The organism is Kineosporia corallincola (genome assembly GCF_018499875.1).
Lineage (GTDB): Bacteria > Actinomycetota > Actinomycetes > Actinomycetales > Kineosporiaceae > Kineosporia > Kineosporia corallincola.
Map to the genome: position 1 here is coordinate 202,233 of NZ_JAHBAY010000016.1, position 12,440 is coordinate 214,672.

Below are 12,440 nucleotides of genomic sequence, written 5' to 3' on the forward strand. Positions count from 1 at the left end.
GAGAGCATGACGCCATGAGCGACCGCAACCACCGCATCGCCGTTCTCGTGCTGGAGGGGGCCAAGCCGCTCGACGTCGGCATCCCCGCGCAGGTGTTCGCCAGCCGTCCGACGATGCCCTACGAGGTGCGGGTCTGCGGTGCCGCGCCGGGCCTGGTGACCGGCGGCGACGGGCTGTCGTACCACGTGGCCGAGGGGCTGGAGGCGCTGGAGCACGCCGACACCGTCTTCATCCCCGGCTACCGCGACCCGGCCACCACCGCGCCACCGGCGTCCGTCGTCGGTGCCCTGCTGGCCGCCCGCGAGCGCGGCACCCGGCTGGCCGCCATCAGCACCGGCGCGTTCACGCTGGCCGCGACCGGTCTGCTGGACGGGCGCCGGGCCACCACGCACTGGCACTACACCAGGGTGCTGGCGGAACGGCATCCACTGATCAAGGTGGACGAGAACGTGCTGTTCGTGGACGATGGCGAGGTGCTGACGTCGGCGGGTGCGGCGTCCGGCATCGACCTGTGCCTGCACCTGGTGCGCACCGATCACGGTGTGGCGCTGTCGAACGAGGTGGCCCGGCGGGTGGTGGCGGCGCCGTTCCGCAGTGGTGGCCAGGCGCAGTACCTGCCGTGCGTCGTCCCCGAACAGGTGGGCGAGCTGTTCGCCGGCACCCGGCAGTGGGCGCTGGAGCGCCTGGCCGGCCCCCTGACCCTCGACGACCTGGCACGTCACGCCGGGGTCTCGGTGCGCACCTTCTCCCGCCGGTTCACCGAGGCCACCGGCCACACCCCGATGCGCTGGGTGCTGCGTGCCCGCATCGACGCCGCCCGCGAGCTGCTGGAGCGCTCCGACCTGGGCGTCGAGGAGGTCGCCGCCCGGGTCGGGCTGGGCACGGGATCGAACCTGCGCCTGCACTTCCACCGGATCCTCGGCACCTCGCCCACCGAGTACCGGCACACGTTCTCCGCCTGAGCCGCCCTCCCGGACCGCCGCTCCCACGCGGGCGTTCGAGAGCGCGCACGGCCCGCCCGGCGGGTGAGGGCCCGTTCACCGCACGGATCGGCGTGCCCCGGCCGAACTCGCCCGCGCCCGGTCCCGGTCGTGCCAGCATCACCACACATGACCGTTCGCCTGCGCCGATCCGTTCTGCCGCTCGCCGCCCTGGTGTTCCTGCCGGCGGTCCCGGCCTGGGCCGCGCCCGTCTCGTCGTCCACCGTTGTGGTGCGGGGACAGTCGCTGACCTACACGGCCGCCGCGGGGCAGGCCAACCGGCTCACCGTGACCCTGGCCGCGACCGACTCGCAGTACGAGTACGTGTACACGCTGGACGACGTGCACCCGATCGCCGTGGAGGCGGGGCCCTGCACCCACCCGGTGGCGAAGGACCTCACCAGAGTCGTCTGCACGCTGGAGATCTCGGACGACACCGACCCGACCTTCGTGGGCAAGTTCTACCTCGGCGACCGGGACGACACCCTCCGGTTCGTCAACCCGTCCGGGCAGGGGTTCTACGCCAGCCAGTTCTGGCTGGGCGCGGGCGACGACCGGGCGGTCACCCGGCAGGACGACGACGGCCCGGACGGCACCTCGGTGTACGGCCAGGACGGTGACGACACGATCGAGACCGGCCAGGGCGGCGACCTCAGCTTCCTCTTCGGCGGCAACGGCGACGACACGATCCGGGTGCACGGCCCGGGTGACGCCGGCCCGGCGTCGGGCGGCAACGGTGACGACCGGCTGTACGCCTACGCCGGGGCGGTGACCTTCTCCGGCGACGCGGGCGACGACCTGATCGAGGGCGGGGACGGCGACGACCTGCTGCACGGGGGCAAGGGGAACGACCGGATCCGGGGACGTCGCGGCGCTGACCGGATCTACGGCAACAGCGGGAACGACGAACTGCACGGCGGCCTGGGCAAGGACCTGCTCTCCGGCGGCCCGGGCCGGGACGTCGTGGTCCAGCGCTGAAAAAGGCCGCCGGCCGGAGTCGTTCAGGGCCACAGGCGGTGCCGGCGCCAGCTCTCGCCGTCGCGCAGGTACTCCAGCCGCACGTGCTCGCGGTCGGTGTCGCCCTGCCAGAACTCCACCCGGCCGGCCCGCAGGGTGTACAGGGTCCAGGCCGGTTCCACGAGATCCGGCTGCTGTCGCACCCTTTCGCGGCTCTCCCGGACCGCCCGGGTCAGCTCACCGGTCTGGTCCAGCGGCCGGCTCTGCCGTCCGAGCAGCGCCTCGGCGCGTGAGACGGCGGGCCGGGCGAGGAAGTCGGCGGCGCTGTCGGCGGCCGGGGCGGGGCTCACCGGGCCGCGCACCCGCATCTGCCGGGCCTGCTCACGCCAGTGGAAGGTGAGGGCCGCCGCCGGGTGGGCCGCCAGGTCGTGCCCCTTCGGGCTGCCCGCGTGAACGGCGAACTGCCAGCCGTTCTCGTCCACGTTCTTCAGAATCAGCACGCGCGCCGAGGGATCGCCGTCGGTGCCGACCGTCGAGAGCGTCATGGCGTGCGGCTCCCGCACCCCGGCGCCGGCGGCCAGGTGCAGCCACTGCCCGAACAGGACCTCGGGCCGCTCCGGCGCCCGGTCCGGGTCGAACACCGGCAGGTCGCCCTGGAACACCGTGAGACCGCGCAGGAACTGCCTCATCTCCGTCATGCGGCGAGACCATAACCGATGGCCCGACCTGCCGGGGACCTGGCGGGATCCTTGCGGGGATTGGCAAAAGCGATGGCGAGATGTTTGCGCATACTGGCATTCAGGCCACTGTTGCTGACTGGAGCGATTCCAGAGAATGGCTTCCGGATCTGGACGCAGCAGGAGAGGAGTCGTCATGACCCGCATCGCCGTCAACGGGTTCGGCCGGATCGGCCGTAACACCCTGCGTGCTCTGCTGGAGCGCGACAGCAAGCTCGACGTGGTCGCGGTCAACGACCTGACCGCCCCGCAGACCCTGGCCCACCTGCTGAAGTACGACACCTCGCTGGGGCGCCTGAACCAGCCGGTCCGGCTCGACGACGGTCACCTGCTGGTGGCCGGCCGGCGGATCCGGGTGCTGGCCGAGCGCGACCCGGCCGACCTGCCCTGGGCCGAGCTCGACGTGGACGTGGTGCTGGAGTCGACCGGCCGCTTCACCCGGGCCGAGGCGGCCCGGGCGCACCTGACCGCCGGGGCGAAAAGGGTTCTGGTCAGCGCTCCTTCGGACGGTGCCGACGTGACCCTGGCCTACGGCGTGAACACCGCCGCCTACGACCCGGCGCGGCACCGCATCGTCTCCAGCGCGTCGTGCACCACCAACGCGCTGGCCCCGCTGGCGTCCGTGCTCGACGACCTGGCCGGCATCGAGCACGGTTTCATGACCACCGTGCACGCCTACACCCAGGAGCAGAACCTCCAGGACGGCCCGCACCGCGACCTGCGCCGGGCCCGGGCCGCCGGGGTGAACATCGTGCCCACCACCACCGGCGCCGCCAAGGCGATCGGCAAGGTGCTGCCCGGGCTCGACGGCCGGCTGTCCGGCGACTCGATCCGGGTGCCGGTGCCGGTCGGCTCGATCGTCGAGCTGAACACGGCCGTGCGGCAGGATGTCTCGCGTGAGGACGTGCTGGCCGCCTACCGCGCCGCGGCCGGCGGCCCGCTGAGGGGCGTGCTGGAGTACGCGGACGAGCCGCTGGTCTCCAGCGACATCACCGGCAATCCCGCCTCGGCCGTCTTCGACGCGGCCCTGACCCGGGTCGACGGGCGGCACGTCAAGGTCGTCGCCTGGTACGACAACGAGTGGGGCTTCTCGCACCGCGTGGTCGACACGCTGGAGCTGCTCACGGCCTGAGGCCGGTCCGGAACACGTGGGGACGACGGGGAGCTGTTGGCGCGGCGTCCCGTCGTCCCCACGGCACCACCGGATGCCCCGGCCACGTGGGCTACTCCTGCCCGCGCAGCTTCTGCTCGCGCTCGCGCAGGCTGTCTTCCCAGCGCCGCAGCGCCTCCTCGTGCTCCCGGTCGACGCGCTCGGTGTCGCGGCGCAGCTGCTCGTCGATCGCGGCGGCGGCCTGCCGGTGGTCGGCCGGTCGCTCGTACTCCGGGAAACCCGCGGTGCACGTGGAGCGCCAGGGCACCGAACCGCCCTGGTACGCCGAGGCCGGCGGGCGGCCGGCCACCAGCCAGGCGATCGGCCCGATGATCGGGAAGAACAGGATGAGCAGCAGCCACCAGCCCTTCTGGAGGTTGCGCACCAGCAGCGAGTCGGTCTGGATGCAGTCGATCAGGCAGAAGATGAGCAGGCCCAGCTCGACGACGACGGGCAGGAACCGGATCACGGGTCATCTCCTCGGGACGGGGCCCGGGAGCCGGGCCACGGCGGATGATCATAGCTTTCGCACAGCTGGGCGGGTTCCCGGTTCTCCCGTCGTTCACCCGGCCGGGGGCCGGTGATCGACGGTGGCCGACCGGGCGTGACGCCGGGCAACTGCGGTGCTGGGGCATCGCGTACGCACAGCACCGGGCGAGAGGTGGGGCGGGGCACAGCCATCACCTAGACTTGGCAGCCATGTCGCGGCAAGCGCTTTCCCGTCCAAAGTCCCCTGGTTCCGGCGAACTGGTCGACGGTGCGCACCCCGTGCGCTCGCTGGTCGGGCTCCTGGCGCGCCGTCCCGGGCGGATGTCGGTGGCGATCGGGAGCTTCGTGCTCAAGGAGATCCCGATGTGGATGCTCCCGGTGATCACCGCGGCGATCATCGACCAGGTCTCGCAGCACGGGTCGACCCGCACGGTGCTGGGCTGGCTCGGCCTGGCCGTGCTCCTGCTCGCCCAGAACTACCCGAACCACCTCGTGTACACCCGCAATTTCATGATCGTGGTGCGGGACACCGGCGCCGAGCTGCGCAACGTGCTGGCGGCCCGGCTCCAGGTGCTGTCGATCGGGTTCCACGCCCGCTCCACCTCGGCCGTGGTGCAGAACAAGGTGGTGCGCGACGTCGAGAACATCGAGCTGATGCTCCAGCAGGTCACGCATCCGCTGCTGTCGGCCACGATGGTGGTGACGGGCGCGGCCGTGATGACCGGGATCATGGTGCCGCAGTTCCTGCCGGTGTACCTGCTCACCGTGCCGCTGGCCCTGCTGATCCGGCAGACCGTGGCCCGCCGTTCCCGGGCCCGCAACGAGCAGTTCCGGCGCGAGATGGAGGGCCTGTCGGCCCGGGTCGGCGAGATGGCCTCGCTGATCCCGGTGACCCGGGCCCACGGGCTGGAACGCACCGCCCAGGACCGGGTGGCGTTCGGTGTCGACCGGGTGCGCCGCGAGGCGCTGCGGCTCGACATGCTGAACGGGCACACCGCCTCGATGTCGTGGGTCACCATGCAGCTGCTCGGCGTGGTCTGCCTGGCGCTGGCCGCGGTGTTCTCCCTGACCGGCACCCTGGCGATCGGCCCGGGCGACGTGGTGCTGCTGTCCACCTACTTCACCCTGCTCACCCAGGGGCTGATCCAGCTGCTCGGCCTGCTGCCGGTGGCGGCGCGGGGCGTGGAGTCGGTGCGCTCGATCGCCGAGGTGCTCGCCGAACCCGACCTGGAGCAGAACGAGGGCCGTCGCCCGGTGCACTCGGTGACGGGAAAGCTCACGCTGCAAGAGGTCTCGCACCGGCACCCGGGCGCGGTGGTGGACTCGCTGCACGGCATCGACCTGGACGTCCGGCCGGGGGAGACGGTCGCGTTCGTCGGGCCCTCCGGCGCCGGCAAGTCCACGGTGCTGAACCTGGTGCTCGGCTTCATCCGCCCCACCAGCGGCCGCATCCTGCTCGACGGCTCCGACATGCAGGAGCTCGACCTGCGCACGGTGCGGCGGTTCGTGTCGGTGGTGCCGCAGGAGCCGGTGCTGTTCGAGGGCAGCATCCGCGACAACGTCACCTACGGCCTCGACGACGTGCCGGACGAGCAGGTGCGCCAGGCCCTGCGCGACGCCCAGGCCCTCGACATCGTCGAGAACCAGCCGCAGGGCTGGGACACCGTGGTGGGTGAGCGCGGCGCCCGGCTGTCCGGAGGTCAGCGCCAGCGCATCGCGATCGCCCGCGCGCTCATCCGCAACCCCCGCATCCTGCTGCTCGACGAGGCCACCAGCGCCCTCGACCCGGAGTCGGAATCGCAGGTGAAGCAGGCCCTCTCGCAGTTGATGGGCGGCTGCACCACGCTGGTGGTGGCGCACCGCCTCTCGACCATCCGGCAGGCCGACCGGATCGTGGTGCTGGAGAACGGCCGGATCACCGAGATCGGGCGGCACGACGAGCTGCTCGCCCACGGCGGCCGCTACGCCGCGCTGCACGCGGCCCAGGCGGGCTGAGCGGTGCCGGGGGACAGGGCGGTGCTGAGCAACGCGGAGGTGCCGGTGGACGACGGGGTGCCGGTGGACGACGTGGTGCGGGTCTTCGGGCAGGAGACCCGGGCGATGGCGGCGGCGCTCGCGGCCCTGCCGGTGAGGGGCTGGGACGCCCCCACGCGGTGCGATCCGTGGACCGTGCGGGAGCTGGTGGGCCACGTGGTGACGGTGATCGGGCGGGTTCCCGGCATGGTCGCGGCCCCGGGCGCCGTGACCGCGGACACCACGGCCGTCACCTACTACCGTGCTGACGAGCGGTTCAGTCCCCGGGCCAACCAGGAACGGGTACGGACGGCGTCGGCCCGGGCGAGCGTGCCCGGAGCTGGAAACGGTGAGCTGGAAAGGGTTTCCGCTGAGGTGGTGCGGGCCTGCGCCGCACAGCCGGCCGGCCGGGTGGTGCTCACCCGGCACGGTGACGCGATGCTGCTGAGCGAGTTCATGGTCACCCGGGTGTTCGAGGTGGCGGTGCACGGTCTCGACGTCGCCGACGCCGTGGGCCGCCCGGCCTGGCTCACCGGCGCGGCGTCCGGGGTGGTGCTCGGGCTGCTCTTCGACGACCCGGCCGCGGCGGTGGCCCTGGGGTGGGCGCCGGACGAGCTGGTGCGGCGGGCCACCGGCCGGGCCCCACTCACCCGGGCCGGGCGGGAGCACCTGGCCGGGTGCGGTCTGCGAGGGCTGGCGCTGGGATGAATGACGGACGACGGTGAGGTGGATCGGGCTCCTCGTCGTCCATCATTTTTCAGGCACTGCCCGGAACAGCTCGGTGGGCGCGTTCTGCTGAGAGGCCGCCCACGAGGCCAGCATCTTCAGCCCGTCGGCGGCCGGGGTGCCGACCGCGGCGGTGTACACGTTCAGGCGCAGGCCCGGGTCGGAGGCGAGCTCCATCGACTCGAAGTCCAGGTCGAGCTGGCCGACGACCGGGTGCCGCAGGCGCTTCGTGCCGCTGTGGTGGAACATCACGTCCTGCGAGGCCCAGCGCTGCCGGAACAGCTCGGACTGCGTGGACAGCTCGCCGATCAGCTCGATCAGCGCCTTGTCGGTGGGGTGCCGCCCGGCCTCCAGGCGCAGCATGGCCGCGGAGTCCCGGGAGATCCGCTCGTAGTCGACGAAGAACACCGGGGCGGCCGGGTCGAGGTAGACGAACCGGGCGGTGTTGGCCGGGCGGCGCGGGTCGGCCAGCACCGGTGAGTACAGCGCGCGGGCCATGGCGTTCATCGCCAGGATGTCGTGGCGGCCGTTGCGGATCCAGGCCGGGGTGTCGGGCATCGCGTCGAGCACCTGCTGGATCTTGGGCCGCACGGTGAGGGGCGCGGTGGTGCGCCGGGGGCGGCCGGACGGCGTGCTCTCGCGGGCGAGCGAGAACAGGTGCACCCGTTCGGCCTCGTCCAGCCGCAGCGCGCCGGCCAGGCCCTCCAGCACGCTCTCGGAGGCACCGGACAGGTTGCCGCGCTCCATCCGCACGTAGTAGTCCACCGACACCCCGGCCAGCATCGCGACCTCCTCGCGCCGCAGCCCCTTGACCCGGCGGTTGCCGCCGTAGGCGGGCAGGCCGGCCTGGTCCGGGGTGATCCGGGCGCGCCGGGAGGAGAGGAACTCGCGGATCTGCGTGCGGAGGTCGGTGGAACCCATGCCCCCACGGTAGACAGGCCGGGCGGCACGAGACAGGTAATGCCGTTACCGGCTACGGCAGGATCTCCTCGCCCGGCGACCGCGGCCGTTCACTGGACGGTATGCACGCCACTGCCCCCACGGTCACGCACCGGACCCCGACGCCCACGGCCCGCCCCCGCGCGGTCCTGGCCGTCATCCTGGTCGCGTACTTCATGATCCTCATGGACAACTCGGTGATCTTCACCGGGCTGCCCAGCATCCAGGCCGGGCTGGACCTGTCCCCGGCGTCGCTGTCCTGGGTGCAGGACGCCTACACCCTGGTCTTCGGTGGCCTGCTCCTGCTCGGGGCCCGGGCCGGCGACCTGCTCGGCCGGGTGCGCCTGTTCGTGGCCGGCCTGGCCCTGTTCGGCCTGGCGTCGCTGGCCATCGGCCTGGCCCAGGCCGGCTGGTGGATGGTCGCCGGCCGCGCCGTGCAGGGGGTGGGCGCGGCCGTGGTCGCCCCGACCTCGCTGGCCCTGATCACCGCCTCCTTCGAGGGGGAGGCCCGGCGCCGGGCGGTCGCGGCCTACGCGGCCACCGCCGGGATCGGGGCCAGCCTCGGCATGGTGCTCGGCGGCGCCCTCACCGAGTTCGTCTCCTGGCGGGCGGCGTTCCTGGTGAACGTCCCGATCGCCGTCGCGATGATCGTCGCCTCCCGTCGGGTGCTCGCCGAGACACCGCGCACCCAGGGCCGTTTCGACCTGATCGGCGCGGTCTGCGCCACCGCCGGGTTCGGCTCCCTGGTGCTCGGCCTGCTGGAGTCGCCGGGCCACGGCTGGGGGTCGCCGCGGGTGCTCGGCCCGCTCGGGCTCGGGGTGCTGCTGCTGGTCGCGCTGGTGCTGCACGAGAGCCGGGCCGCGCAGCCGATCATGCCGCTGCGCCTGTTCCGCAGCCGGGAGCGCAGCGGCGCCTACGCGGTGCGGGTGCTCTACCTCGGTGGGATGATCGGGTTCTTCTACTTCACCACCCAGTTCCTCCAGCACGTCTACGGTTTCACCGCGCTGGAGGCGGGTCTGGGCTTCCTGCCGATGACGCTGGTCAACTTCGCGGTGGCGATGGCGCTGCCGCGGATCTCGCGCCGGGTGCCCGGCGGTGTGCTGCTGCCGGCCGGCACCGCCCTGACCCTGGCCGGCCTGTTCTGGCTGGCCCAGGCCGGGGCCGACGCCTCCTACCTGCCGGCGGTGGGCCTGCCGATGGCCATCGTCGGGTTCGGTCAGGGGCTGGTGTTCGCACCCCTGACCAGCGCCGGCATCGCCGGGGTGGAGCAGGCCGACGCGGGTGCCGCCTCCGGCCTGCTGAACACCGCCCACCAGCTCGGGATGGCGCTCGGGCTGGCGGTTCTGGTGGCCGTGTCGGCCGGGGCGCCCACGGTGGCCCGGCAGTTCCACCAGGCCCTCACCGGTGCCGCGGTGCTGGTGGCGCTGGCTCTGGTGGTGTTGCCGGCGACGAACCGCCGCGGCCGGGTGTAGGCGGAGACCGGATCCGGCCTGGCCCGGCATCCCGGTGCGGAGCCGGCCGGTCACGGTGCGGGACCGGCCGGGCGGACGGTGCGCGGTCCGGATGCCCTGCGGCCCGTGTGCTGAAATGATGGGGCGACGGCGGTTTTTCACGGCCCGTCGTCGTCCACTCGCGGATGGTCATGACACGCGTCACGGATGCTTGACCGGGAGTGACCGAATACCGCCTGGCAGCAGGGGAGATCGGCGTCACCATGTGACCGGCCTGTGAGTTCGCCGTACAGATACTGAGGTTCAGGTCCGGTTCAGGCTGCGTCACCCATGATGTGGCTGTGGTGCCGAGTTGTGCTTACCCGGATGACCGATCGTGAACCGTGACCGAGCCCCCCGAGGGGGGCGCCGGGAGTCGCGGCAGGAACGGCAGTTCCGTAGCGAGAACCCCCAGGACGACCGCCCGGTGCGGCATGCCCGCGGCGCGGGCCACGGACGTCCCTGGCTGAAGATCATCGGCGGGACCGCCGTGCTGGTGCTGGCCGCGACCGGTGGTGGCGGCTACTTCGTGTACAGCCGCCTGAACGCCAACATCGCGTCGTCGGCCCTGTACAGCGGCACCACCGGTGACGCGGGTGTGCAGAAGGCCGACGCGCAGGGCCGTTACCCGGTCAACGTGCTGGTGATCGGCACCGACTCGCGCTCGTCCGAGGAGAACTGCAAGCTCGGCGGTGCCTGCGGCGACACCGGGTCGAACGCGGACGTCGAGCTGCTGGTGCACCTGTCGGCCGACCGCAGCAACATCACCGCGATGAGCATCCCGCGCGACACGATCACCGACCTGCCCGGCTGCGAGAACGCCGAGACCGGCCAGTCGGTGGCCGAGCGCACCGGGCAGATCAACGGCGCCCTGGCCTACGGGCCGGGTTGCTCGGTGGCGGCCGTGCACCAGCTGACCGGCGTGACCATCGACCACTTCGTGATGGTCGACTTCTCCGGCGTGATCGCGATGTCCGACGCCACCGGCGGTGTGCAGGTGTGCGTGAGCGCCGACGTGTACGACACCTACTCGCACCTGAAGCTGTCGAAGGGCAAGCACACGCTGAAGGGTGAGGGGGCGCTCCAGTTCGTGCGCACCCGGCACGGTTTCGGTGACGGCAGCGACCTCGGCCGCACCTACGGCCAGCACGCCTTCCTGTCCGGCGCGATCCAGTCGATCAAGGACAAGGGCACGCTGCTCAACCCGACCAAGCTGTACGGGGTGGCCGACGCCGCGACCAAGGCGCTGACCGTGGACGACGGCCTGAACAGCATCTCGAAGCTGGCCGACCTGGCCACCGAGATGAACAAGGTGGACACCGACCGGATCACCTTCACCACCATGCAGACGGCGGCCGACCCGGACAACGCCAACCGGGTGATCCCGGCCGAGGCGGCGGAGAAGCTGTTCGCCACCATCGCCGCCGACCAGTCCCTGACCGACGGTGACGGGGACGACACCAGCACCGCCACCGCGACGTCGAGCGCGGCGGCCACCACGGCCGCCGTGGACGCCACCTCCACCGAGTCGGTCAGCCGGGCGTTCGCCGTGCAGGTGAGCAACCGCAGCGCCGTCGACGGCCGCGCCACCCAGATGACCACCGCGCTCCAGGATCTCGGCTACACCAAGGCGGTCACCGACTCGTCGTCCGGCAGCACCCAGGCCAGCACGCAGATCCTGTACAAGGGCAAGGCGCAGCTGGAGAAGGCGCAGCAGCTGGCCGCCGACCTCAACGTGCCGTCGTCGCTGATCGACAGCAGCACCGAGGTGGACGGGGTGACGCTGGTGCTCGGCAAGGACTGGACCACCGGCGACACCTACCCCAAGACCACCAAGAAGTCGCGTAAGGCGGCCCTGGCCGACTCGCACGCGTCCAACGCGAAGAAGTCCAGCTGCGTGCCGGTGAGCACCTACAACACGGTCACCTACAAGGGCGTCTCGATGACCCCGACCGAGGCCTACGCGGCCGCCACCACGGTGAAGGATTCGGACGATTAGGGTGGCGTCCTCGTCACCGGACCGACCGAAGGACGCACCATCGACGCCGCACCCCGCCCGCATCGCCTGAACCTCCGCACCGGGTGGGGTGATCGGTGATGTTCTTCCCGCCCGACCTGGGGCCGGAGGCCCTCGTGCTCCTGCTGCTGGCCGCCTTCGCGGCCGGCTGGGTCGACGCCGTGGTCGGCGGTGGCGGCCTGCTCCAGCTGCCGGCCCTGCTCCTGGTGCCGGGCCTGAGCCCGGTGCAGGTGCTGGCCACCAACAAGCTGGGCTCGATCTTCGGCACCGCGACCAGCTCGATCACCTACTACCGCAGGGCGAAACCGGATCTGCGCACCGCCCTGCCGATGGCCGCGGTGGCCCTGGTGGGCAGCTTCGCCGGGGCCTCGATCGCGTCGGCGCTGCCGGTCGCGGTGTTCAAGCCGGTGATCGTGGTGGCGCTGCTGGTGGTGGCCGGCCTGACCCTGGCGAAACCCGCGCTGGGGCAGAGCACGGCACTGCGCTACGCCGGGCGCGCGCACTACCGGGCGGCCGTGGCGATCGGGCTGGCCGTCGGCGTGTACGACGGTGTGCTCGGGCCGGGCACCGGCACGTTCCTGGTGATGGCCATGGTCGGCATCGTCGGCTACGACTTCCTCCAGGCCAGTGCCAAGGCCAAGATCGTCAACTTCGCCACCAACCTGGGCGCGCTGCTGTTCTTCGTGCCGACCGGGTCGGTGGTGTGGGGGCTGGGCGTGCTGCTCGGAGTGGCCAACCTGAGCGGTGGCTACCTGGGCGCCCGGATGGCGGTCTCCAGCGGCACCCGGTTCATCCGCACGGTTTTCCTGGTCGTGGTGCTCGCTCTGATCGTCAAGGTGAGTCACGACGTCTGGGTGGAGAACTGGGGCTGACACGCCGCACCGACCGCACGCACGGCGGGCCGGGACCTTCCGGTCCCCCCCCCCCCCCCCCCGCCGGCGG

The 12,440-nt window shown here is 72.2% G+C and carries 11 protein-coding genes; 8 read left to right on the top strand and 3 right to left on the bottom strand.

Going from position 1 to position 12,440, the window contains the following annotated elements:
- Positions 1–14: 14 nt before the first annotated feature.
- Positions 15–962 (top strand): GlxA family transcriptional regulator, encoded by a 948-nt coding sequence (locus KIH74_RS30720; protein ID WP_214159897.1) that lies wholly within the window; start codon positions 15–17, stop codon positions 960–962.
- Positions 963–1,109: 147 nt separating this feature from the next.
- A complete protein-coding gene (locus tag KIH74_RS30725; protein ID WP_214159898.1) occupies positions 1,110–1,958 on the top strand; it encodes a calcium-binding protein in 849 nt (282 codons plus the stop codon).
- A gap of 23 nt (positions 1,959–1,981) precedes the next feature.
- Here KIH74_RS30725 and KIH74_RS30730 read toward each other — a convergent pair whose 3' ends face one another.
- Positions 1,982–2,635 (bottom strand): pyridoxine/pyridoxamine 5'-phosphate oxidase, encoded by a 654-nt coding sequence (locus tag KIH74_RS30730; protein WP_214159899.1) that lies wholly within the window; start codon positions 2,633–2,635, stop codon positions 1,982–1,984.
- A 175-nt stretch (positions 2,636–2,810) separates the two neighbouring features.
- Here KIH74_RS30730 and gap point away from each other — a divergent pair, with 175 nt between their 5' ends.
- Positions 2,811–3,806 (top strand): type I glyceraldehyde-3-phosphate dehydrogenase, encoded by a 996-nt coding sequence (gene gap / locus KIH74_RS30735; protein WP_281431535.1) that lies wholly within the window; start codon positions 2,811–2,813, stop codon positions 3,804–3,806.
- 91 nt (positions 3,807–3,897) lie between these two features.
- Here gap and KIH74_RS30740 read toward each other — a convergent pair whose 3' ends face one another.
- Complete coding sequence (locus KIH74_RS30740) at positions 3,898–4,293, bottom strand: PLD nuclease N-terminal domain-containing protein (RefSeq protein ID WP_214159901.1); 396 nt, start codon at positions 4,291–4,293, stop codon at positions 3,898–3,900.
- 230 nt (positions 4,294–4,523) lie between these two features.
- Between KIH74_RS30740 and KIH74_RS30745 the strand changes: the two genes are divergently transcribed.
- Both KIH74_RS30745 and KIH74_RS30750 read left to right on the top strand, forming a co-directional pair.
- Positions 4,524–6,308, top strand: coding sequence for an ABC transporter ATP-binding protein (locus tag KIH74_RS30745; protein WP_214159902.1), 1,785 nt, complete (start codon positions 4,524–4,526; stop codon positions 6,306–6,308).
- A gap of 21 nt (positions 6,309–6,329) precedes the next feature.
- Entirely contained in the window at positions 6,330–7,034 is a 705-nt protein-coding gene (locus tag KIH74_RS30750) for a maleylpyruvate isomerase N-terminal domain-containing protein (RefSeq protein ID WP_214159903.1), read from the top strand.
- 42 nt (positions 7,035–7,076) lie between these two features.
- Here KIH74_RS30750 and KIH74_RS30755 read toward each other — a convergent pair whose 3' ends face one another.
- Positions 7,077–7,973: a helix-turn-helix domain-containing protein gene (locus KIH74_RS30755; protein ID WP_214159904.1), complete on the bottom strand. Its 897-nt coding sequence runs from the start codon at positions 7,971–7,973 to the stop codon at positions 7,077–7,079.
- Positions 7,974–8,074: 101 nt separating this feature from the next.
- Here KIH74_RS30755 and KIH74_RS30760 point away from each other — a divergent pair, with 101 nt between their 5' ends.
- The 3 genes from KIH74_RS30760 to KIH74_RS30770 all read left to right on the top strand — a co-directional run bounded on the left by KIH74_RS30760 (position 8,075) and on the right by KIH74_RS30770 (position 12,370).
- Positions 8,075–9,463 carry an MFS transporter gene (locus KIH74_RS30760; RefSeq protein WP_214159905.1) on the top strand — a complete coding sequence of 463 codons (1,389 nt, stop codon included), beginning with the start codon at positions 8,075–8,077 and terminating at the stop codon, positions 9,461–9,463.
- A 355-nt stretch (positions 9,464–9,818) separates the two neighbouring features.
- Positions 9,819–11,480 (top strand): LCP family protein, encoded by a 1,662-nt coding sequence (locus tag KIH74_RS30765; protein ID WP_214159906.1) that lies wholly within the window; start codon positions 9,819–9,821, stop codon positions 11,478–11,480.
- Between the two features lie 98 nt (positions 11,481–11,578).
- On the top strand, positions 11,579–12,370 hold the full coding sequence (locus KIH74_RS30770) for a sulfite exporter TauE/SafE family protein (RefSeq protein WP_214159907.1): 792 nt from the start codon (positions 11,579–11,581) through the stop codon (positions 12,368–12,370).
- The last annotated feature ends 70 nt before the right edge of the window (positions 12,371–12,440 follow it).